Origin of the sequence: Methylobacterium sp. WL12 (assembly GCF_008039475.1) — a bacterium.
Taxonomy (GTDB): Bacteria; Pseudomonadota; Alphaproteobacteria; order Rhizobiales; family Beijerinckiaceae; genus Methylobacterium; species Methylobacterium cerastii.
Window position 1 is genome coordinate 84716 of the sequence record NZ_VRUW01000002.1, and the last position, 21346, is coordinate 106061.

Below are 21346 nucleotides of genomic sequence, written 5' to 3' on the forward strand. Positions count from 1 at the left end.
GCAGGCGGCCCGCCCTTGAAGCGGGCGGGCCGCCGACGATCTTGAAAGGTGGCGGACGAACCGCCGGCCGTCCTGACGGTCCATAAGAAGCAGCTCCGGAAACGCGTTCTTGAAGAGGTCGATCATGCACCCCGTCGCGAGCGCGCCCGCGCATCCCTTCGCCCGGTTCCGCCGCTCAGCGCGAACGGTCGCCGCCGCGATCCTGATCGCGTCCTCGTCGGTGGCGATGCCGGCCTACGCCAAGGGCCCGGAATCGCTGGCCGACCTCGCGGAAAAGGTGGACGACGCCGTCGTCAACATCTCAGCCTCGACCACCGTCGAAGCGCGCCCCGGCAACCGCGCAGGCCCGCAGCTGCCGCCGGGCACGCCGTTCGAGGACCTGTTCGAGGAGTTCTTCAACAAGCGCGGCGGACGCGGCGGCAACGAGCAGCGCGGCGAGAGCGAGAATCCGCGCCAGCAGCGCAAGTCGAGCTCGCTCGGTTCCGGCTTCATCATCGACGCGTCGGGCATCGTCGTCACGAACAACCACGTCATCGGCGACGCCAACGACATCCAGGTGATCCTGCACGACGGGACCAAGCTGAAGGCCGAGATCATCGGCAAGGATTCGAAGATCGACCTTGCCGTCCTGCGCGTGAAGCCGACGGCGGAGCGGCCGCTCAAGGCGGTGCCCTTCGGCGATTCGGACAAGATGCGCGCCGGCGACTGGGTGATCGCGATCGGCAACCCGTTCGGGCTCGGCGGCTCGGTCTCGGCCGGCATCGTCTCGGCGCGGGGGCGCAACATCGAGTCGGGCCCCTACGACAACTACCTGCAGACCGACGCGGCCATCAACAAGGGCAATTCCGGCGGCCCGCTGTTCAACATGGACGGCGAGGTGATCGGCATCAACACGGCGATCCTGTCGCCGACCGGCGGCTCCGTCGGCATCGGCTTCGCCGTCCCGTCGAGCTCGGCCAAGCCAGTGATCGACCAGCTTCGCGAGTTCGGCGAGGTCCGCCGCGGCTGGCTCGGCGTGCGCATCCAGAACGTGGACGACGCCACCGCCGAAGCGCTGGGGCTCAAGGGAGGTGCCAAGGGCGCCCTGGTGGCCGGAGTCGACGAGAAGGGCCCGGCCAAGACCTCGGGTCTCGAAGTCGGCGACGTGATCGTCAAGTTCAACGGTACGCCGGTGAAGGCCTCGAGCGACCTCCCGCGCATCGTCGCCTCGACGCCTGTCGGGCAGAAGGTCGACGTCGTGGTCGTCCGCAAGGGCGAGGAGAGCACGAAGTCGGTCACGCTCGGCCGCCTGGAGGACAGCGACAAGCCGCAGCTCGCCAACCTGCGACAGCCGGAGCCCGAGAATGCGACCCGCCAAGCACTTGGCCTCAACCTGTCGGGCCTCACCGACGAGCTTCGGCGCAAGTACAGCATCAAGGACGGCGTGAAGGGCGTGGTCGTCACCCGGGTCGACCCGAACTCGACGGCGGCCGACAAGCGCATCCAGCCCGGGGAGGTGATCGTCGAGGTCGGCCAGGAAGCAGTCAACACGCCCGCCGACGTGACCAAGCGCGTCGAAGCCCTACGGAAGGACGCTCGCAAGTCCGTCCTGCTGCTGGTGGCGAGCGCCACCGGCGACGTGCGGTTCGTGGCGATCGGCCTCGACTGATCGACCGCTGAGGCGGCCGCGACACCTGACGCCGCCGCCCATTCCGAGCGGCGGCGTTCTCGTTCGTGGCGGATGGGAACACGCTGACGCCTCGCATGCGCGGACCGAACCGGTCGCCCTCCGTTTCAGATGAGAGCCCGTGCGCGAGGCAGCCGACCCCGTGAATGCCGTCGCCTTCGATACGCTGCAGTTCGCGCGCAGCCTGCGTGAGAAGGCGCACCTCACGCCGGAGCAGGCTGAGGGGATGCCCGACGCCATGTCCGAGGTGTTCGCCAGCGGTATCCCCACCAAGGGTGACATCGTGGACGTCCGGCACGACATCGAAGCGCTTCGGATCGTGACGAAGGCCGACATCGAGGCGCTTCGCGCCGCGACAAAAATCGACATCGAAGCGTTTCGTGTGGAGACGAAGGCTGATTTCGTCGTGATCCGTCATGACATCGACGCTCTGCGCACGTCGACGAAGTCCGACATCGAAGCTCTGCGCCTCTCGACCCGCGCGGACATCGCCACGGCGAAATCCGACATCATCAAGTCGATGTTCGGGATGATCGGGTTTCAGACCGTCGCGATCCTCGGGGCGTTCGTCGCGCTCGTCCGCAGCCTGCACTGATGATGGTCAGGCGACGAATTCGCTCGCCATGTAGCCTTGCAGGTAAAGCAGCGCGCTGAGGTCGCCGTGCTCGATGCGGACCTTCGCCGCCGCCGCCACCGCGGGCTTGGCACGGAACGCGACGCCGAGACCGGCTTCCCCGAGCATGTCGAGGTCGTTCGCCCCGTCGCCGACCGCCAGCGTCTCCGTCGGCGCTAGGCCGAGGCCGTCGCGCAGGGCGATCAGCGTCGCACGCTTGGCCTCGCGCCCGACGATCGGATCGTCGACGAGGCCGGTGAGGCGTCCACCCGCAAGCCCGAGCCGGTTGGCGTGATGCTCGTCGAACCCAAGCGCCTCGGCGATCGGCCCGGTGAACAGCGTGAAGCCGCCGGAGACGAGGCAGCTGCGCGCCCCGTGCGCGTTCATCGTGTGGACCAGCGTGCGGCCGCCCGGGGTCAGGGTCAGCCGGTCGCGGATCAGGGCGTCCACCACCCCGGCCGACACGTCGCGGAGCAGGGCGACGCGCTCGCGCAACGCGGGCTCGAAGGCGATCTCGCCGCGCATCGCGCGCTCGGTGATCTCGGAGACCTGCTGCTTCAGGCCGATCGTGTCGGCGAGCTCGTCGATGCATTCCTGCTCGATCATGGTCGAGTCCATGTCGGCGAGGAACAGGCGCTTGCGGCGGTGCGCGTCGGCCGGCAACACCGCGACGTCGATCGGTTCGCTGCCGAGCGCCGTGCACAGGCGTTCAGTCAGCGCCGCCGCGGCGGCGGGAGCGCCCGGCAGCAGAACCTCGGCGGCGACCTCGCCGTGCAGGATGCGCGGCTGGTGCTCGGTCGCCAGCACCAGCCGCGCCTCGGCCAGCACCGCATCGGTGATGGCGGGGCGGGCCTCGTTTGCTATCAGGGTCGCGACAAGGGTCATCGGAGCCGACGATTTCGTGTTGCCGCTTTCAAATGCGTCGTCGCAGGGGCGGCCGGAGGCGATCCTCATTGCAGGGCCGACCGCCTCGGGCAAGTCGGCGCTCGCGACGGCGCTGGCGCTTCGTCAGGGCGGGGTCGTCGTCAACACCGACTCGATGCAGGTCTACGCCGACCTTCGCGTGCTCTCGGCCCGGCCGGATCGCGTCGAGGAGGCGCGCGTCGCGCATCGTCTGTACGGACACGTCGACGGCGCAGTGAACTACTCCGCCGGGCATTTCGCGCGGGACTCCGCGGCCCTGCTGGCAGACCTCGACGGGCGGCTACCCATCTTCGTCGGCGGGACCGGCCTGTACTTCCGCAGCCTGGAGGAAGGCCTCTCGGACCTGCCGCCGGTGCCGGACTCGGTGCGCACAGCGATCCGCTCCGCCTGCGAGGGCCGGCCGACCGAGGCGCTGCATGCCGACCTCGCCGTACGCGACCCGGCCGGCGCCGCCCGGCTGCGGCCGAGCGACCGCGCCCGGGTGATGCGTGCGCTCGAGATCCACGCCGCCACCGGCCGCCCGATCGATGCGTTCCACGGCCAGCGCGTGCCAGGCCCGCTCGCGGGACGAAGGCTGCAGAAGATCTTCCTGGCACCCGAGCGGGACGAGCTGCGCGCCCGGATCGACCTGCGCTTCCGCGCGATGACCGACCGGGGCGCCCTCGACGAGGTCGCGGCACTTCACGAACGCCGCCTCGACCCGCTGCTGCCGGTGATGCGCGCGCACGGGGTGCCCGGGCTGATCGCCCACCTCGACGGCGCGATCGGGCTCGAGGAGGCGATCGTGCGCGGGCAGGCCGACACCCGCCGCTACGCCAAGCGCCAGTTCACCTGGTTTCGCCACCAGATGGGTGCGGACTGGCGCTGGCTCTCGCCCGAGGCGGCGATGGCCGAGCTGGCCTGAGGCCTTTTACCGTTCCAGGCGCGCGACGAGGCTCGACGTGTCCCAGCGGTTGCCGCCCATGGCCTGCACCTCGGCGTAGAACTGATCGACGAGGGCCGAGACCGGGAGCTTGGCACCGTTGCGACGTGCCTCGTCGAGGAGGATGCCGAGATCCTTGCGCATCCAGTCGACCGCGAATCCGAAGTCGAACTTGCCCGCGTTCATCGTCGCGCCGCGGTTCTCCATCTGCCAAGAGCCGGCCGCCCCCTTCGAGATCACCGAGAGCACCGCCTCCACGTCGAGCCCGGCCTTCTTGGCGAAGTGCACGCCCTCGGACAGCCCCTGGACCAGCCCGGCGATGCAGATCTGGTTGACCATCTTGGTAAGCTGGCCGGAGCCGACCGGACCCATCAGCCGGCAGGCCCGCGCGTAGGCGCCGATCGCGCCCTCGACCGTGTCGTAGGTCGCCTGCTCGCCGCCGCACATCACGGTGAGCACACCATTCTCGGCGCCGGCTTGGCCGCCGGAGACCGGGGCGTCGACGAAGCCGACACCCGCTTCGGTGGCCGCCTCGGCGAGTTCGCGCGCCACCTCGGCCGAGGCGGTGGTGTGATCGACGAAGATCGCGCCCGGCTTCATGCCGGCGAGCGCGCCGTCCGGCCCGAGCACGACGCCGCGGAGGTCGTCGTCGTTGCCGACGCAGGCGAACACGATCTCGGCGCCCTCGGCCGCCGCGCGGGGCGTCGGCGCGTGCGCGCCGCCGTTGGCCGCCACCCACGCCTCCGCCTTGGCGGCGGTGCGGTTGTAGACGGTGACCGAATGGCCCTTCTTGGCCAGATGCCCGGCCATCGGGGCGCCCATGACGCCGAGCCCCAGGAACGCGACCTTCGCCATCATCCGTCTCCGTTTCGTGTCGTGCGGTTTCGTGTGGTGCAGTTTCGTGTGGTGTGTGTGCGGTCTAGGTATCGCGCGTCGCAGCGTCAAACGATGAGCGCACAGGTGGTGCGACGCGTCGCGACAACGCGGCGCGGGTGTCGACTCGACCGAGGGAGGGGGATTTTCCTCGCTCGAAAAGTACGGCATCACCGCGCATGATCGTCGGCCGTTCAGAGCCGGCTTCGGGAGCGGAACGATGGGCGCGATCGGTAGGCACGGCCCCTGGGCCCTGGTCGGAGCGTTGGGGGCGGCGGCGCTCGCCATCGTCGCCGTCGAGCGCGGCGAGGCGGTGAACGCCCTCTGGCTCGTCGTCGCGGCGATCTGCGTCTACCTCATCGCCTACCGCTACTACGCGCTGTTCATCGCCGAGAAGGTGATGCGCCTCGACGCGAAGCGCGAGACGCCGGCCGTCCGCCACAACGACGGGCTCGACTACGTCCCGACCAACAAGAGCGTGCTGTTCGGCCACCACTTCGCGGCGATCGCCGGCGCCGGCCCCCTCGTCGGCCCGGTGCTCGCGGCGCAGATGGGCTACCTGCCGGGGCTGCTCTGGATACTCGCTGGCGTCGTGCTCGCCGGCGCGGTGCAGGACTTCCTGGTCCTGTTCGTGTCGATGCGCCGCGACGGCCGCTCGCTCGGCGAGCTGATCCGCACCGAGCTCGGCACCATCCCGGGCGTCATCGCGCTGCTCGGCACCTTCCTGATCATGGTGATCCTGCTCGCCGTGCTGGCGCTCATCGTCGTCAAGGCGCTGGCGGAGAGCCCGTGGGGCACCTTCACCGTGATGTCGACGATCCCGATCGCGATGCTGATGGGCGTATACACCCGCACCATCCGCCCCGGCCGGATCGGCGAGGTCTCGATCCTCGGCTTCGTCCTGCTGATGGCGGCGATCTTCGGCGGCGGCGCGATCGCCGACAGCCCGGTCTGGGGCCCGGCCTTCACCTTCACCGGCACGCAGCTCTGCTGGATGCTGATCGGCTACGGCTTCGTCGCCTCGATCCTGCCGGTCTGGCTGCTGCTCGCCCCGCGCGACTACCTCTCGACCTTCCTCAAGATCGGGACCATCGCGGGCCTCGCGCTGGGCATCGCCTTCGTCGCCCCGCACATGCAGATGCCGGCGGTGACGAAGTTCGTGGACGGCACCGGTCCGGTCTGGGCCGGCCAGCTCTTCCCGTTCCTGTTCATCACCATCGCCTGCGGCTCGGTCTCGGGCTTCCACGCCCTGATCGCGTCGGGCACCACGCCGAAGCTGATCGCCAGCGAGGCCGACGCGCGCTTCATCGGCTACGGCGGCATGCTGATGGAGAGCTTCGTCGCGGTGATGGCGCTGGTCTCGGCCACGGTCATCGACCCGGGCGTGTACTTCACCATGAATTCGCCGGTGGCGCTCCTCGGCACGACGCCGGAGACGGCGGCCGCCGCGGTGACCAAGCTCGGCTTCGCGACGACGCCGGAGGTCATCGTCCAGACCGCCAAGGACGTCGGCGAGCACACCATCATCGCACGCGCCGGCGGCGCGCCGACGCTGGCCGTCGGCATGGCGCACATCATCTCCAGCGCCGTCGGCGGCAAGGGCATGATGGCGTTCTGGTACCACTTCGCCATCCTGTTCGAGGCGCTGTTCATCCTCACCGCGGTCGACGCCGGGACGCGCGCGTGCCGCTTCATGGTGCAGGACCTCGTCGGCCTCGCGGTGCCGGCGTTCAAGCAGACCAACGCCTGGGTTCCGAGCATCCTGGCCACCGCCATCGCGGTCGGCGCCTGGGGCTATTTCCTTTACCAGGGCGTCACCGACCCGCTCGGCGGCATCAACACCCTGTGGCCGCTGTTCGGCATCTCGAACCAGATGCTGGCCGCCGTCGCGCTGACGCTCTGCACGGTGGTGATCTTCAAGATGAAGCGCGAGCGCTACGCGTTCGTGACGATCATCCCGACCGCGTGGCTGTGCATCTGCACCCTCACCGCCGGCTGGCAGAAGATCTTCTCCGCCGACCCGAAGATCGGCTTCCTCGCCCACGCCGAGCGCTACGCGGGCGCGATCGCAGAGGGCAAGGTGCTGGCACCGGCCAAGGACCTCGGCCAGATGAGCCAGATCGTGTTGAACGACCGGATCGACACGGTGCTGGCCGCCCTGTTCATCGGCCTCGTCGTGGCGATCGCCGGCTTCGGCATCGCCGCCTGCCTGAAGGCGCTCCGCTCCGACCGCTGGACCGCGATCGAGAGCGAAGCCCGCATCGTCGCGGCGGAGTAGGCCGGTGGACGCCGCCTCGCAGAGCCTGCGCGACCGCTGGAAGGCATTGTCGAAATGCGTCTGCGACGGGGCGCGGCTGATGGTCGGGCAGGGCGACTACGCGGCCTACGCCGCGCACGTCGCCCGCACCCATCCCGACCAGGCGCCGATGAGCGAGGTCGAGTTCTTCCGCCATCGGGAGAACGCCCGCTTCGGCGTCGGCAACACCAGCGGGTTCCGCTGCTGTTGACCGTGCGGTGCGTTCGAAGATCGATCGATCGAGGATGCGGCCCGGTCGCGGGACGTAAAACGCTTGACTTGGAGGGGGCGTTTCCCGTGAGTCGGGCGAACGCGAGGTAGGCATGAGCATCTTCCAGGACGCCATTCTGCGGTTCGGCCGGACGATCATGTCCTATGCCGGCGACGGCCTGTTCCTGCAGGCCGCGGTCTCGGCCGCCGCCAACGTGACGATCGCCGACGGCGACGTCGACGAGGAGGAGGTCGAGTCGGCGATCTCGGGGATGCGGGCCAACCCGATCCTCCAGAAGTCGTACGACACGCTGCGGATCGAGCAGGAGCTCTACGAGGGCATCGCCCGCGCCAAGACGCGGGCCGGGCGGATCGAGAACCTGCGTCACGTCGCGGCCGTCGCCGACCGGCCGCTCGACCAGCGCCAGGACATCTTCCTGATCGCCGCCGACGTCGCCGACTTCGGCGGCATCAGCGAGGTCGAGCACAAGGCCCTCGACGAGATCGCCGCCGCCCTCCAGGTCGAGAAGTCCGCGCTGCTGCGCTGACCGCGCGTCCACCGCAGGCTGAGGAGGGGGACCGATGCCGCGCACCGGGGAGATCGCGTTCGACTCACGGCTCCGCGGCCTCACCGGGCTCGCGGTGATCGGGTTCCTGCTCTCGCTCGTCACCTTCGGCATCTACCGCTTCTGGTACATGACCGACCTGCGGCGCTTCTTCTGGAGCCGAACCGTCGTCGACGGCAGCCCGGCGGAATATACCGGCACCGGGCGCGAGCTCTTCCTCGGCTTCCTCGTGGCGCTCGCGCTGCTGATCGTGATCTATGTCGGCCTGTTCGGCCTCGCCGTCGCCCTGCCGGCGCTGGCGCCGTACTCGGCGATCCTCTCCTTCGTGCTGCTGTTCCTGGTCGGGCAGTTCGCGATCTATCGCGGCCGGCGCTATCGGGCGATGCGCACCCTGTGGCGCGGCATCCGCCTCGGCCAGGACGGATCGGGCCTCGTCTACGCCGCGCGCGCCGCCCTGTGGTGGACGCTGACGCTCGCGACGCTGGGCCTCGCCTACCCGTTCATGCGCGCCAGCCTCGAACGCTACCGCATCGGCCACACCCGGGTCGGCACGAGCCGGATGGCGTCTGATGCGCGCGGGCGCTCGCTCGTCGGGCCGTGGCTGCTGTTCTACGCGGTGGCGTTCGGGCCGGTGCTCGCCGTGCTGCTGGCGCTGCTCGCCGCCAACGACTTCACCCTGCCGACCGACCTGATCCTGCCCAAGCCCGGCGGCAAGGCCGGCGACCTCATCCTCAACCCGGCCTATCGCGGCAGCCGCGTCGCGACCCTCGGGATCGCGCTCGGCGTCACGGCCGGGTGCTGCCTTCCGCTCGCGCTCCTGCTGGTTCCGCTCTACCGCGCGCGCGAAGCCAAGGTGTTCATGAACGCCGCGAGTCTGAACGCCGCAAGCCTGGGCCCGGTCCGCCTCGTCTCGACCCTTCGGGCGCGGCAGTTCTACTGGCCCTACCTCGTCTACGCGCTGTCGCTCCTCGGATTCGTCGCGGTGGTCGGGCTGATCGCGCTCCTCGCCGGTCTCGCAGCGCGGGCCGCCGGCGGCGACGGCTTCGCCTGGGCGGCGGCGCTCGGCGGCGGCCTGCTCTATCTCGGCGGCGCGCTCTCCTTCGCGGTGCTGCACGTGCTCATCGTCCAGGCCCGACTTTGGGCCGCGGTCGCGACCACGACCCACATCGCCGACGCGGACGGCCTGAACCGGATCCTGGCGGCGACGCACGGGCCGGGCAGCGGCCTCAACGAAGGCCTCGCCGACGCGCTCGACGTGGGCGGCGCGCTGCAGATCGGGTTCTGATGCCGTCGAGCACCGCTTCCGGCCGCTGGTTCGACGGCCGGAGCGCCGCGCCGCACGACGTGACCCTGCGCCTCGGCGACCGCCTCGAGATCACCGGGCCGGGCGTGCACCGCGACTGGAACCTCGACGACCTGAGGGCGCGCGAGGCGCAGGCGCCGCTCCTGCGCCTCGGGATCGCGGGCGATCCCGGGCAGGTCGAGGTGGTAGACGCGACGTTCGCCGCCATCCTCGCAATCCGCTGCCCCGACCTGCGCAAGCGCGCCGACACGGCCGGCGGCACCTGGCGCCTCGTCGTCGGGTCGCTGGCGGCAGGCGTCGCCATCCTCCTCGCGGTCGCCTTCGGCCTGCCGGTCGCGGCCGGCTTCCTCGCGCCCCTGGTACCGGACGGCGTCGAGGCGCGTCTCGGCGCCGCGGTCGAGGGTCAGGTGCTGGACCTGATGGGCGATCCGCCGGCCTGCGCCGACCCGGCGGGACGGGCCGTGCTCGACCGCCTCGTCGCCCGCCTCGTGTCCGGTCGCGGCCTGCCGTCCGACCTCGCCGTGACGGTGCGCCGGCACAATACGGCAAACGCCCTGACCCTGCCCGGCGCGCGCGTCGTCGTGCTTTCGGAGCTGATCGCCAAGGCGCGAAGCGCCGACGAGTTTGCGGGCGTGCTGGCGCACGAGCTCGGCCACGTGGCCCTGCGCGATCCGACGCGGGCGCTGATCCAGGCGTCTGGCACCTCGTTCCTGCTCAGCCTCGTGCTCGGGGACCTCACCGGCTCGACGGTCATCGTCGCGCTCGGCCAGGCGGCGCTTTCGGCCGGCTACAGCCGCGACGCCGAGCGGGCGGCGGACGCCTATTCCGTCGCCACGATGCAGGCGGCGGGCGGCGACGCCGCCGCGCTCGCGACGATGCTGGAGCGGATCGCCAAGGACGACGCGGAGACCGACCCGGACTTCCTGCGCACCCATCCCTTCACCCGCGAACGCGCCGCCACGATCCGGGCGCAGGCCGCCGCCGCCGCATCCGGCCGGCGCATCCTGAGCGAGGCCGAGTGGGCGCAGCTGCGCCGGATCTGCCCGGGTGCGCCGGATAAGCCGGCACCGAAGCTGCGTCCCGGCCCGGGGCGGCGAGTCTGACGCGGCTGCGGCCTCTTCGCCGTCGCGGCGCAACGACATGATCGCGAAACAAATCTCGCGTTCGGTGGCGTCTGCATTCATGATGCGATGATCTGGCCGCAGCCGGGTCGCGGAGACCAAATGGGCCTCGTCCAGTACGCGCTGAAGTTTCGTATCACCACCTACGTGCTCGCCGTGCTGATGATGCTCGCCGGCGGCGGCGCGATCGTCGTCGCGCCGAAGGACGTGCTGCCGATCGTCGACATCCCGGTGGTCGTGGTGGTCTGGACCTACACAGGGTTGTCCACGCCGGAGATGGAGCGGCGGATCACCACCTACGCCGAGTTCTCGCTCTCGAACAACGTCAACAACATCAAGCGGATGGAATCGACGACGCTTCAGGGCACGGCGATCCAGAAGATCTACTTCGACGGCGAGGTCAGCGTCGACCTCGCGATCACGCAGGTCGTCTCGGCGATGAACTCGATCCGCTCGGCGATGCCGCCGGGCGTGCAGCCGCCGATCGTGCTGCGGTTCTCGGCCTCCTCGGTGCCGGTGATCCAGCTCGCGCTGACATCGACGAAGGAGAGCCTGACCAAGGTCTACGACTACGCGCAGTACCGCATCCGCCAGCGCCTGGTTCAGGTGCCGGGCTCGACCCTGCCGTCGCCCTTCGGCGGCACCCCGCGCCAGATCATGGTCGACCTCGACCTCCAGGCCCTGCGCGCCCTGGGCCTGACCGCGCTCGACGTCACCAACGCGATGACGGCCCAAAACCTCACGGTGCCCTCGGGCCTCGTGAAGATCGGCGAGCAGCAATACCCGGTCCTGCTCAACGCCACGCCGGACGCGATCTCAGCCCTCAACGAGATCCCGATCAAGGTGGTGGCCGGCCAGCCGGTTCTGGTGCGCGACGTCGCCTACGTCCGCGACGGCGGGCCGCCGCAGGTCAACATCGTGCGCTCGGACGGGCTGCATTCGGTGCTGATGCGGATCTTCAAGAACGGAACCGCCTCGACGCTGGACGTGGTCAACAACGTCAAGAAGGTGCTGCCCGAGATCCAGGCCGCGGCGCCCGACGGCATGGCGATCAAGCCGCTGTTCGACCAGTCGGTGTTCGTGTCCGCCGCGATCGAGGGCGTGATCCACGAGGCCGCCATCGCCGCCTGCCTGACCGGCCTGACGATCCTGCTGTTCCTCGGGTCATGGCGCTCGACGATCGTCGTGCTGATCTCGATCCCGCTCTCGATCCTCACCTCGCTGGCGATCCTCGCCGCGCTCGGCCAGACCATCAACGTGATGACGCTCGGCGGCCTGGCGCTCGCCGTCGGCATCCTCGTCGACGACGCCACGGTGGCGATCGAGAACACCTACCGGCTGTTCGAGGAGGGCGAGCCGTTCCGCAAGTCCGTGGTCGAGGGCGCGGCCAGCATCGCCAAGCCGACGCTGATCTCGACGCTGTCGATCTGCGCGGCCTTCGTCTCGGTCTTCGCGCTGGCCGACACGCCGAAATATCTCTTCACGCCGCAGGCGCTGGCGGTCGTGTTCGCGATGCTGACCTCGTACCTGCTCTCGCGCACCCTCGTGCCGGTGCTGATCGACGTGCTGGTCGCCCGCGAATACGTCGAGCGACACGGGGGCGACCACGACGCCGCCCACCCGCCGCCGCGGCGCGGGCGTGTGACACGCGCCCTCGGCTGGCTCGTGCGCCCGGTCTTCCACCTCGCCGGGCGGTTCCGGAACGGCTTCGAGGCCCGCTTCGAACGCTTCCACCGCGGCTATCTCGGCCTGCTCCACGTCGTCGTGCGCCGGCGCGTCGCGACGATCGCCTTCGTCGTCCTCGTCTTCGCCGGCACCGCCGGGCTCTTCACCTTCGTCGGGCGGGACTACTTCCCGCAGGTGGCCTCGAGCCAGCTCACGCTGCACCTGCGCACCCGCCCCGGCATGCGGATCGAGACCGCCGAGCAGGTCTTCGCGGCGATCGGCGCGACGGTGCGCGAGGTGATCCCCGAGGGCGAGATCGAGCAGATCCTCGACAACATCGGCCTGCCCTCGAACAACTACAACTTCGCGTTCTCGGACGGCTCCTTCGTCGGCTACAACGACGGCCAGATGCTGGTGAACCTGCGCGAGGGCCACGGCGACGTCGGCAACTACACCAAGCGCCTTCGCGAGGTGCTGCGCGAGCGCTTCCCCGACGTGATCGTCTACTTCCAGCCCTCCGACATCATCACGCAGATCCTCAACTTCGGCACGCTGGCGCAGATCGACGTGCAGGTGTCCGGGCGCAACGCCGAGAAGGACCTCGCGGTCGCCCAGAACATCGTGCGCCGCCTGAAGGAGACCAAGGGCGCCGTCGACGTGCACCTCCACCAGATCGTCGGCACGCCGCAATTCTTCGTCGACGTGGATCGCCGTCTCGCCTCGGAACTCGGGCTGACGCAGCAGCAGGTGGCGCAGGGGCTCAACGTCTCCCTGTCGGGCTCCTTCCAAGTGACCCCGAACTTCTGGACCGATCCGAAGACCGGCATCCCGTACCAACTCTGGGTGCAGACGCCGGAATACCGCAACGCCTCGCTGACCGACCTTCAGAACACGCCGCTGCTGGTGCGGGCCAACAGCGACCAGCCGGGCGTGCTGACCCTGCTGTCCAGCGTCTCGACCGTGCGCCGCCAGGCGACGCAGACGGTGGTGAACCACGTCAACACCGCGCCGACCTACAACATCTACGCGGCTGTGCAGGATTCCGACCTCGGCTCGGTGGCGCGAGAAATCCGCACCATCGTCGACGAGGAGCAGAAGGCGCTGCCGGCCCCCGACAAGATCACCGTGCGCGGGCAGATCGAGAACATGGACTCGGCCTTCGTGCGCCTCGGCGTCGGCCTCAGCATCGCGCTCGTGGCGGTCTACCTGCTGATGGCGGTGAACTATCAGAGCTGGGGCGACCCGTTCGTGGTCCTGGCGGCGCTGCCGCTCGCCTTCTGCGGCATCGTCGCGAGCCTGTTCGTGACCGGCACCACCTTCTCGATCCCGTCGCTGTTCGGCGCGATCATGTCGGTGGGCATCGCGTCGGCGAACTCGATCCTGCTCGTCACCTTCGCGCGCGAGCACCGCGAGGCGACGGGCTGCTCGGCGATCGAGGCGGCGCTCCTGGCCGGCGAGACCCGGTTGCGCCCGGTGCTGATGACGGCGGGCGCGATGTTCCTCGGGCTGATCCCGATGGCGCTCGGCACGGGCGAGGGCGGCGAGCAGAACGCGGCGCTGGCGCGCGCCGTGATGGGCGGCATCGCCTTCGGTACGCCGGCGACGCTGCTGTTCGTGCCGTTCCTCTACACGGTGCTGCGCGCGGGCAAGGTGCAGGTGCCGGAGGATTACGCGTAGGAACGAAGACGCCTACGCCCGCGGCGGCACCAGCTCGGCAACCGCGTCGGCGAGCTCGGTGAAATGCCTGATCACCCGGTCCGGCCCGAGCCGGTCCACCGGCGTGTCGGTGTAGCCGAAGGTGACCGCCACCACCGGGATGCCGGCGGCCTTGGCCGCATCGATGTCGGCGCGGGAATCCCCGACCATCACCGCGCGCGCGGGGTCGCCTCCGGCCTTGGCGATCGTCAGGGTGATGTGGCGCGGATCGGGCTTGCTGTAGGGGAAGGTCGCGCGCCCGCAGATCGCGGCGAAGCGACCGCCGATGCCGAGCTTGTCGAGCAGGTCGACGGCGTGGAGCTCGACCTTGTTGGTGCACACGGCGAGCCGGAAACCCTCGGCCTCAAGCCGGTCGAGCGCCTCGACCACGCCGGGATAGAGGTGCGAGCGGTCGCACAGGTGCGCGCCGTAATGCTCCAGGAAGTCGGCGAACAGCGCCTCGTGCCGCTCGGGCGTCAGCGCCTTGCCGGCGGCCTCGAAGCCGCGGCGGATCAGCGCCTTGGCGCCGGCGCCGATCAGGTCCCGCGCCTCCGCGAGCGGCAGTTCCGGCAGGCCCTCGCGCAGCAGCAGTACGTTCAGCGTGCCGATCAGGTCGCCCGCGGTCTCGGCCAGGGTGCCGTCGAGGTCGAACACGGCGATCTTCGGCAAGGTGGACATCGCGAGCTTTCGCAAGGGGCGGGGATGGCGCCCTCGCTAGCCGCCCGCGGCGGACGGGGCAAGTTTCCGGCACCCCTCGGGGCGCGGACGACATCCGACGCCCCAGACTTGCCCGAAACCCCCGTGAAAGGAGAGGGCGTCACACCCCGGGACCGTCCATGAACATCCGCCTGCTCGCCCTCGGCCTCTGCCTGCTCGCGCCGGTTTCCGCCGCCGCCGCCTCGTTCGAGTTCGTCCCGGCCCCGCAGGCCGACCTCAACCGCATGTACCGGGTCGACAAGGTCACGGGTGAGGTCACCTCGTGCCAGTACGGGCTGCAGGACGTCGGGGGCGGCATCGGCCTAACGGTCTGCTTCGCGGCGGGCGAGGGGGCCGGCGCGCAGCCCCCGTCGGAATACGGCCTCGTCGCCACGCGCCACACCCGCGAGGCGGGCGTGTTCCGGGTGAACTACCGCACCGGCGAGATGAGCATCTGCTTCGTGCTGGTGAAGAAGGAGCAGGTCGTCTGCACCCAGCAGACCAACCCCTCCGCCGAAGGCGCCGCCCAGGCGCCCCTCGTCGGCAACGTTCCGGGCCGCGCCGGCGCCAGCGCGACGCCGCCGCAGGGCGGGCGGCCCTGACGCGGCGCGGGCGGGGCGCAAGCGGGCGGATCCGTCATCCGAATGCCGGTTTCGGCAGGCGCCGCGGCTTCCCGGCGCGGCGGCGGCCATGCTAGGGCGTGCCGCACCTGAACGGGACGAACCGGCACCCTGCGCATGCACCCTTCCACGAGACCCGACGGCGGGACGTCGTCGTGAGCGGCCCGGACCTGCGCCGCGCGGCGGCCGCCCGCGCCCTCGACCTGGTCGAGCCGGGCATGCGGCTCGGGCTCGGCACCGGCTCGACGGCGGCGGCCTTCGTCGCGCTCCTCGGGGCCCGCGTCCGCGACGGCCTCGACGTCGTCGGCGTGCCGACCTCCGAGGCGACCCATGCGGCGGCGACGCGCGAGGGCATTCGCCTCGCGACCCTGGAGGAGCTGCCCGAGCTCGACCTCACCATCGACGGAGCCGACGAGGTCGACGCCGACCTCCGCCTGATCAAGGGCGGCGGCGCGGCCCTGCTTCGCGAGAAGATCGTCGCCTGCGCCAGCCGCCGCATGGTGGTGATCGCCGACGCGGCCAAGCGCGTGGCGACGCTCGGCGCCTTCCCGCTACCGATCGAGGTCAACGCCTTCGGCCTCGCCGCGACCCGGATCGGCGTCGAGGCGGCGATCGCGCGCGCGGGCTGCGCCGGCGACGTCGCGCTGCGCGTGACGTCCGGCGTCGCGCCGCTGACGACGGATGGCGGCCACCTCATCCTCGACGCCCGCCTCGGCCGCATCGCCGACGCGGAGCGGTTGTCGGCCCTGCTCTGGGCGGTTCCCGGGGTGGTCGAGCACGGCCTGTTCCTCGGGATCGCCACCGCGGCCATCCTCGCCGAGGAGCGCGACGGCCGCGCCGAGGTCAGCGTGATCGGCAGCCTCGCATAAACGCTTTCGCGCCGCCGAGCGGCGCCCCGGGGACGGCATCGGTGTCGCCGTCCCATCCCCCTCGCTCAGGAACGTCCGGAATGTCCGTCCTCTCCCGCCGCCTCCTTCCCGCCCTGGTGGCCGCCCTCTTCGCCGGCCCAGCCCTCGCCCAGGCGCCGAAGGCCGCGCCGCCAAAGCCGGCACCGGCGGCACCGGCGCCCGCCGCGCCGGCCAACCGCGGCGCCCCGACGATCAGCGCGAACCACCTCGCGCTCGCCCGCGAGGTGATGCTGAGCTCGGGCATCGCCCGCTCGTTCGATTCGATCATTCCGGCGTTCGCCGACCAGATCAAGCAGCAGTCGGTGACGCGGCCCGAGCTGGCCAAGGACCTCGACGAGGTGCTGCGGTCGCTCAACCCGGAGATGGAGCTGCAGAAGCAGCGCATCATCGACACCGCCGCCCGCATCTACGCGACCAAGCTGACCGAACCCGAGCTACAGGACATCGCGACGTTCTTCCGCTCGCCCGCCGGCAAGCGCTACGTCGAGACGCAGCCGCAGATCCTCGACGAGATGGTCCAGGCGATGCAGACCTGGACCCAGGAAGTCTCGGAATACGTCATGGTCCGCGTGCGCGCCGAGATGGGCAAGCGCGGGCACCAGCTCCAGTAGGCCGTAGGGCTGTCCGCAGAACGCGCCGTGCATCCGTCCCGACGCCTCTACGCGGCCGGCGCCGTCGCGCTCGCGGCGATGCCCTTGGCGATGGCGCTGGCCAACCGCTCGAGCCCCCTCGTCGTCGCCATCGCGGCGTTGCTGTTCCTGGCCGGGCGCTGCCTTGAGGATGCCGGCGCGGTGCGGCGCCTGCTGTTGCCGCCGCTCGCGACGCCGCCGGGCCTCGCGGCCCTGGTGTTCCTGGCCTGGTGCGCCGCGACGCTCGCCTGGACGCCGTTTCCGGCGCTTTCCCTGCGAATGGCCGGCGAGTTCGTGCCGACCCTCGTCGCCGCCTACCTGCTGGTGCGCCTCGCCCCTGGGCGCATGCCGGGCTTCGCCGCGCCGCTCTCGGCCGCGATGGTGGTGCTCGCCGGGCTGACCATCGCCGTCGGCCTCGCCGCGGGTCTGCCGCTGCAGCGCGCCCTCGGCCAGCGGATGGCGGAGTTCGTCTACAACCGTCCCGCGCTCACGCTTGCCGTCGTCGCCGGCCCGCTCGCCCTGGTACTGTGGCGCCAGGGCCCGCGCGTCGTCGCGCTCGCGGCTTTGGCCTTCGCAGCGCTCGGCATCCTGCGCTCGGTCAGCGGGGCGGCTGCCATGGGGCTTGCCGCGGGACTTGCGATGTTCGTCCTCGGGCGCCTGCTGCCGGCCCGCCTCGCGGTCGGCCTCGCCGGGCTCGGCCTCGGGCTCGCCGTGGCGTTGGCGCCGGTCGAGGGCGACCTGCTCGACCGGTTCATGCCGGAGGCCGCGCATGAACGGCTGGTCCATTCCTCCTCGCGGGCCCGCGTCGCCATCGCGCGGAGCTTCGGCGCAGCCGTCGCGGCGGACCCGTGGGTCGGAGCCGGCTTCGGCACGTCGGCTCGCTTCGCCGAGGCGCCGGTGGCCGCGCGCCTCGATCCGGAGATGCGGACGCTGCTCGCCGTCGGCCATCCGCACAACGCATTCCTCCAGGTCTGGGCCGAGCTCGGAACCGCCGGGGCCGTGCTCGCGGCGGCGGTTCTGATGCTGATGCTCGCACCCCTCGTCGCCTGGCCGGCGGGGGAGCGCGCGACGGCGCTCGCCCTGGTCGCGGCGGCGGCGGCCATCGCCTTCGTCGAGCACAACACCTGGGCGGCGTGGTGGACGGCGGGCCTCGGCGCTGCCATCACCTGGCTGCGGGATGCCAGGAGCCGCACCGCACCTCACACCCTTTCCCGGCCCGAGGCCGGGCCGGATCGGACCCCGTCATGAGCGAGACCTACGACGTCGACCTGTTCGTGATCGGCGGCGGCTCCGGTGGGGTCCGCGCCGCCCGGGTCGCGGCCGGCTACGGCGCCCGCGTGACGCTCGCGGAGGAGTACCGCGTCGGCGGCACCTGCGTGATCCGCGGCTGCGTGCCGAAGAAGCTCATGGTCTACGCCGGACGCTTCGCCGACGAGTTCGAGGACGCGGCCGGCTTCGGCTGGACGGTGGAGGCGCCGCGCTTCGACTGGAGCGTGATGAAGCGCCGGCGCGACGCCGAGGTGACGCGGCTCGAAGGCATCTACGACGCCAACCTGATCCGGGCCGGCGTCACCGTGGTGCCGGAGCGCGCGGTGATCGAGGACGCGCACGCGGTCCGCCTCGTCGCCAGCGACAGGCGCGTCACCGCCAAGGTCATCCTGGTCGCGGTCGGCGCCCACCCGGTCAAGGAGCCGACGGTGCCCGGCGCGGAGCTGGCGATCACCTCGAACGAGGTGTTCGAGCTGGAGACGCTGCCCGAGCGCATCCTGGTGATCGGCGGCGGCTACATCGCGGTCGAGTTCGCGGGCGTGTTCGCGGCCCTGGGCAGCCGGACCACGCTGCTCCACCGCGGCGACCGGCTGCTGCGCGGCTTCGACGACGAGATCCGCGACGCGCTGGGCGACGCCTACGCGAAGCGGCTCTCGCTCAAGCTGGGCCGCAACCTCGCCAAGCTCGAACGGGTCGACGCCGGCATCGCCGCGACCCTCGACGACGGCGAGACGTTCGTCGTCGATCAAGTGCTGATGGCGACCGGGCGTCGCCCCAACGTCGCCGGGCTCGGCCTCGACCGGGTCGGGATCGAGACCGACGCCGCCGGCGCGATCCCGGTCGACGCCTACTCGCAGACGGCGGTGCCCTCGATCTATGCGGTCGGCGACGTCACCAACCGCGCCAACCTCACGCCGATCGCGATCCGCGAGGGGCACGCCTTCGCCGACACCGTGTTCGGCGACAGGCCGGCCTGCGTCGACCATCGCCTGATCCCGACCGCGGTGTTCTCGACGCCGGAGATCGGCGTCGTCGGCCACAACGAGGACACCGCACGCGAAATCTACGGCCGGATCGATGTGTTCAAGGCAAGCTTCCGCCCGATGAAGGCGACGCTCTCGGGACGCGACGAGAAGGTCCTGATGAAGGTTTTGGTCGATTGCGCCAGCGACAAGGTCGTGGGCGTGCACGTCTTCGGCCACGATGCCGGCGAGCTCATCCAGGCGGTCGGCATCGCGGTGACCATGGGCGCGACCAAGGCGGATTTCGACCGTACCATCGCGGTGCATCCGACGGCGTCGGAAGAACTCGTGACGATGCGGGTTCCGCAGGTGACGAAGCACCCCGTCGCCGTCGGCTGACGATCCGCGCGCGATCGGCCCTCGACGCCGCGCATTCCCGGGCCATATCCGCACGATGGGCAAGCGAGACAGCGGCAAACGAGACACCGGCAAGGACGAGCCCGGCAAGGACGAGCCCGGCAAGCGGGGCCCGGACAAGCGGGAGCCGGCCGGCGACGACGCGCAAGTGCGGCGGCAGCGCGTCATCGACGGCCTGCTGGCCGACGCCCTCCGGCCGGCCTTCTCGACGACGGGCCCGAGCCGGGAGATGCTGGCGCCGGACATCCAGGGCGCGATCGACGCGCTCCTCGCCATGGCCACGGCACGCAATAGCCGGTGCCTGACCTACGAGGACCTGGAGGAAGCGCTCCCCGCCCGCGACGTCTCGGCGGAGGACCTGGAGGCGATCTTCTGGATCCTGGCCGAGCATGGCATCGAGGTCGAGGACGGCGAAGGCTGACCCATCCGCCCCGGCGCTCGCCGCGACCTGCGATCCGCCCAGCCCCGCGCCCGCCTCATCTCGCCCAGCCGGACAAACCGCTCTATAAGCCGCGCTTCGCGCCCAGATTCGGCGCGCACGGGAGAGGCGCCGCGAGGTGCGTGGGAGTGTGTGATGGGCGAGCGTTGGACACCGAAGACATGGCGTGACCTGCCGATCCAGCAGGTGCCGGCCTATCCGGATCCGGCCGCCCTCGAAGCGGTCGAGGCTCAGCTCGCGAGCTTCCCGCCCCTCGTCTTCGCGGGCGAGGCGCGCAAGCTGAAGACCGCGCTCGCGCGAGTCTCGACCGGCGACGCCTTCCTGCTCCAGGGCGGCGATTGCGCCGAGAGCTTCGACGAGCATTCGGCCGACAACATCCGCGATTTCTTCCGCGTGTTCCTGCAGATGGCTTTGGTACTCACCTTCGCCGGCGCGTCGCCCGTGGTGAAGGTCGGTCGCATCGCCGGGCAGTTCGCCAAGCCCCGATCCTCGCCGACCGAGACCCTCGACGGCGTCAGCCTGCCGAGCTACCGCGGCGACATCGTCAACGGGCTGACCTTCACGGACGAGGCCCGCATCCCCGATCCGCGCCGTCAGCTCGAAGCGTACCGCCAGTCGGCGGCGACGCTCAACCTGCTGCGCGCCTTCGCCACCGGCGGCTACGCCAACCTCGAGAACTCGCATCGGTGGATGCTGGGCTTCGTCAAGGACAGCCCGCAATCCTCCCGCTACGCCGACGTCGCCGAACGGATGACGGAGGCGCTCGACTTCATGCGCGCCATCGGGATCAACCCGGAGACGCACCAGGAGGTGCGGACCACCGACTTCTACACCAGCCACGAGGCGCTGCTGCTCGGCTACGAGGAGGCGATGACCCGCGTCGATTCGACGACCGGCGACTGGTACGCCACCTCGGGCCACATGCTGTGGATCGGCGACCGCACCCGCCAGCCGGACCACGCCCACGTCGAGTACGCCCGCGGCATCCGCAACCCGATCGGCCTCAAGTGCGGACCGTCGATGGACGCCGGCGGCCTGATCCGGCTCGCCGACGCGCTGAACCCAGGCAACGAGGCCGGGCGCCTCAGCCTGATCTGCCGGTTCGGCGCGGACAAGGTCGGCGAGCACCTGCCGCGGCTGGTGCGGGCGATTGAGCGCGAAGGCCGCAGCGTCGTGTGGGTGTGCGATCCGATGCACGGCAACACGATCTCGGCCGGCCGCTACAAGACGCGTCCGTTCGAGCGGGTGATGCAGGAGATCGAGGGGTTCTTCGGCGTGCACTCGGCCGAGGGCACGATCCCGGGCGGCATCCACCTGGAGATGACCGGCAAGGACGTCACCGAATGCACGGGCGGCGCCCGCGCGCTGACGGCGGACGACCTTCAAGACCGCTACCACACCTACTGCGACCCGCGACTCAACGCGGAGCAGGCCTTGGAAGTCGCGTTCCGCACGGCCGAGCTGGTCGGGCGCGGTCGCACCGCGGTGGAGCGTCCGCGCCTCGACGCGGCCGAATAGGCCAGCGAAGGGTCGCGTCGGCGAGGTACGCCGC

Annotated in this window: 19 protein-coding genes; 16 read left to right on the forward strand and 3 right to left on the reverse strand. The window is 70.8% G+C overall.

The window, feature by feature from the left end; all coding sequences use genetic code 11:
• The first annotated feature begins 124 nt into the window (after positions 1–124).
• Both FV226_RS01530 and FV226_RS01535 read left to right on the forward strand, forming a co-directional pair.
• Positions 125–1648, forward strand: a complete 1524-nt coding sequence (locus FV226_RS01530) for a DegQ family serine endoprotease (protein WP_147761514.1) — start codon at positions 125–127, stop codon at positions 1646–1648.
• A gap of 139 nt (positions 1649–1787) precedes the next feature.
• Positions 1788–2261 carry a coiled-coil domain-containing protein gene (locus tag FV226_RS01535; RefSeq protein ID WP_246685486.1) on the forward strand — a complete coding sequence of 158 codons (474 nt, stop codon included), beginning with the start codon at positions 1788–1790 and terminating at the stop codon, positions 2259–2261.
• Between the two features lie 6 nt (positions 2262–2267).
• Here the strand turns inward: FV226_RS01535 and serB are convergent, their stop codons facing one another.
• Complete coding sequence (gene serB / locus FV226_RS01540; protein WP_147761515.1) at positions 2268–3164, reverse strand: phosphoserine phosphatase SerB; 897 nt, start codon at positions 3162–3164, stop codon at positions 2268–2270.
• Positions 3165–3180: 16 nt separating this feature from the next.
• Here serB and miaA point away from each other — a divergent pair, with 16 nt between their 5' ends.
• Entirely contained in the window at positions 3181–4107 is a 927-nt protein-coding gene (miaA, locus tag FV226_RS01545; protein ID WP_246691456.1) for a tRNA (adenosine(37)-N6)-dimethylallyltransferase MiaA, read from the forward strand.
• 6 nt (positions 4108–4113) lie between these two features.
• On the opposite strand, the gene FV226_RS01550 is transcribed toward miaA, so the two are convergent.
• Positions 4114–5286 (reverse strand): NAD(P)-dependent oxidoreductase, encoded by a 1173-nt coding sequence (locus FV226_RS01550; RefSeq protein WP_348644081.1) that lies wholly within the window; start codon positions 5284–5286, stop codon positions 4114–4116.
• On the opposite strand from FV226_RS01550, the gene FV226_RS01555 reads away from it, so the two are divergent.
• The 6 genes from FV226_RS01555 to FV226_RS01580 all read left to right on the forward strand — a co-directional run bounded on the left by FV226_RS01555 (position 5219) and on the right by FV226_RS01580 (position 13836).
• Positions 5219–7276 (forward strand): carbon starvation CstA family protein, encoded by a 2058-nt coding sequence (locus FV226_RS01555; protein WP_147761517.1) that lies wholly within the window; start codon positions 5219–5221, stop codon positions 7274–7276. The two genes, FV226_RS01550 and FV226_RS01555, sit on opposite strands and share 68 nt — an antisense overlap.
• A gap of 4 nt (positions 7277–7280) precedes the next feature.
• Positions 7281–7505, forward strand: a complete 225-nt coding sequence (locus tag FV226_RS01560) for a YbdD/YjiX family protein (RefSeq protein ID WP_147753324.1) — start codon at positions 7281–7283, stop codon at positions 7503–7505.
• Between the two features lie 112 nt (positions 7506–7617).
• The gene (locus tag FV226_RS01565; RefSeq protein ID WP_147753323.1) at positions 7618–8052 is read left to right on the forward strand and encodes a tellurite resistance TerB family protein; all 435 of its coding nucleotides are present in this window, start codon (positions 7618–7620) and stop codon (positions 8050–8052) included.
• 34 nt (positions 8053–8086) lie between these two features.
• On the forward strand, positions 8087–9355 hold the full coding sequence (locus FV226_RS01570; RefSeq protein ID WP_147761518.1) for a DUF898 family protein: 1269 nt from the start codon (positions 8087–8089) through the stop codon (positions 9353–9355).
• Positions 9355–10476: a M48 family metallopeptidase gene (locus FV226_RS01575; protein WP_147761519.1), complete on the forward strand. Its 1122-nt coding sequence runs from the start codon at positions 9355–9357 to the stop codon at positions 10474–10476. The genes FV226_RS01570 and FV226_RS01575 overlap by 1 nt, the downstream gene beginning before the upstream one ends.
• 120 nt (positions 10477–10596) lie before the next feature.
• Positions 10597–13836 carry an efflux RND transporter permease subunit gene (locus FV226_RS01580; RefSeq protein ID WP_147761520.1) on the forward strand — a complete coding sequence of 1080 codons (3240 nt, stop codon included), beginning with the start codon at positions 10597–10599 and terminating at the stop codon, positions 13834–13836.
• A gap of 12 nt (positions 13837–13848) precedes the next feature.
• Here the strand turns inward: FV226_RS01580 and FV226_RS01585 are convergent, their stop codons facing one another.
• A complete protein-coding gene (locus FV226_RS01585; protein WP_147761521.1) occupies positions 13849–14532 on the reverse strand; it encodes an HAD family hydrolase in 684 nt (227 codons plus the stop codon).
• A gap of 158 nt (positions 14533–14690) precedes the next feature.
• Here FV226_RS01585 and FV226_RS01590 point away from each other — a divergent pair, with 158 nt between their 5' ends.
• The 7 genes from FV226_RS01590 to FV226_RS01620 all read left to right on the forward strand — a co-directional run bounded on the left by FV226_RS01590 (position 14691) and on the right by FV226_RS01620 (position 21312).
• On the forward strand, positions 14691–15152 hold the full coding sequence (locus FV226_RS01590) for a hypothetical protein (protein ID WP_147761522.1): 462 nt from the start codon (positions 14691–14693) through the stop codon (positions 15150–15152).
• Between the two features lie 173 nt (positions 15153–15325).
• Complete coding sequence (rpiA, locus tag FV226_RS01595; RefSeq protein ID WP_147761523.1) at positions 15326–16039, forward strand: ribose-5-phosphate isomerase RpiA; 714 nt, start codon at positions 15326–15328, stop codon at positions 16037–16039.
• Between the two features lie 80 nt (positions 16040–16119).
• Positions 16120–16689: a DUF2059 domain-containing protein gene (locus FV226_RS01600; protein WP_147761524.1), complete on the forward strand. Its 570-nt coding sequence runs from the start codon at positions 16120–16122 to the stop codon at positions 16687–16689.
• Positions 16690–16767: 78 nt separating this feature from the next.
• The gene (locus tag FV226_RS01605) at positions 16768–17955 is read left to right on the forward strand and encodes an O-antigen ligase family protein (RefSeq protein ID WP_147761597.1); all 1188 of its coding nucleotides are present in this window, start codon (positions 16768–16770) and stop codon (positions 17953–17955) included.
• On the forward strand, positions 17952–19337 hold the full coding sequence (gor, locus tag FV226_RS01610; RefSeq protein ID WP_147761525.1) for a glutathione-disulfide reductase: 1386 nt from the start codon (positions 17952–17954) through the stop codon (positions 19335–19337). The genes FV226_RS01605 and gor overlap by 4 nt, the downstream gene beginning before the upstream one ends.
• Positions 19338–19392: 55 nt before the next feature.
• Complete coding sequence (locus FV226_RS01615) at positions 19393–19776, forward strand: RNA polymerase sigma factor region1.1 domain-containing protein (RefSeq protein ID WP_147761526.1); 384 nt, start codon at positions 19393–19395, stop codon at positions 19774–19776.
• 153 nt (positions 19777–19929) lie between these two features.
• Positions 19930–21312, forward strand: a complete 1383-nt coding sequence (locus tag FV226_RS01620) for a 3-deoxy-7-phosphoheptulonate synthase class II (protein ID WP_147761527.1) — start codon at positions 19930–19932, stop codon at positions 21310–21312.
• Positions 21313–21346: the final 34 nt, after the last annotated feature.

What these genes read in the sequence shown, in the direction of transcription:
- FV226_RS01530 (WP_147761514.1), top strand. Translation starts at nt 125, where the DNA reads ATGCACCCCGTCGCGAGCGCGCCCGCGCATCCCTTCGCCCGGTTCCGC.
- serB (WP_147761515.1), bottom strand. Translation starts at nt 3,164, where the DNA reads ATGACCCTTGTCGCGACCCTGATAGCAAACGAGGCCCGCCCCGCCATC.
- FV226_RS01555 (WP_147761517.1), top strand. Translation starts at nt 5,219, where the DNA reads ATGGGCGCGATCGGTAGGCACGGCCCCTGGGCCCTGGTCGGAGCGTTG.
- FV226_RS01550 (WP_348644081.1), bottom strand. Translation starts at nt 5,286, where the DNA reads ATGGCGAGCGCCGCCGCCCCCAACGCTCCGACCAGGGCCCAGGGGCCG.
- FV226_RS01565 (WP_147753323.1), top strand. Translation starts at nt 7,618, where the DNA reads ATGAGCATCTTCCAGGACGCCATTCTGCGGTTCGGCCGGACGATCATG.
- FV226_RS01570 (WP_147761518.1), top strand. Translation starts at nt 8,087, where the DNA reads ATGCCGCGCACCGGGGAGATCGCGTTCGACTCACGGCTCCGCGGCCTC.
- FV226_RS01575 (WP_147761519.1), top strand. Translation starts at nt 9,355, where the DNA reads ATGCCGTCGAGCACCGCTTCCGGCCGCTGGTTCGACGGCCGGAGCGCC.
- FV226_RS01580 (WP_147761520.1), top strand. Translation starts at nt 10,597, where the DNA reads ATGGGCCTCGTCCAGTACGCGCTGAAGTTTCGTATCACCACCTACGTG.
- FV226_RS01585 (WP_147761521.1), bottom strand. Translation starts at nt 14,532, where the DNA reads ATGTCCACCTTGCCGAAGATCGCCGTGTTCGACCTCGACGGCACCCTG.
- FV226_RS01590 (WP_147761522.1), top strand. Translation starts at nt 14,691, where the DNA reads ATGAACATCCGCCTGCTCGCCCTCGGCCTCTGCCTGCTCGCGCCGGTT.
- FV226_RS01600 (WP_147761524.1), top strand. Translation starts at nt 16,120, where the DNA reads ATGTCCGTCCTCTCCCGCCGCCTCCTTCCCGCCCTGGTGGCCGCCCTC.
- FV226_RS01605 (WP_147761597.1), top strand. Translation starts at nt 16,768, where the DNA reads ATGCCCTTGGCGATGGCGCTGGCCAACCGCTCGAGCCCCCTCGTCGTC.
- gor (WP_147761525.1), top strand. Translation starts at nt 17,952, where the DNA reads ATGAGCGAGACCTACGACGTCGACCTGTTCGTGATCGGCGGCGGCTCC.
- FV226_RS01615 (WP_147761526.1), top strand. Translation starts at nt 19,393, where the DNA reads ATGGGCAAGCGAGACAGCGGCAAACGAGACACCGGCAAGGACGAGCCC.
- FV226_RS01620 (WP_147761527.1), top strand. Translation starts at nt 19,930, where the DNA reads ATGGGCGAGCGTTGGACACCGAAGACATGGCGTGACCTGCCGATCCAG.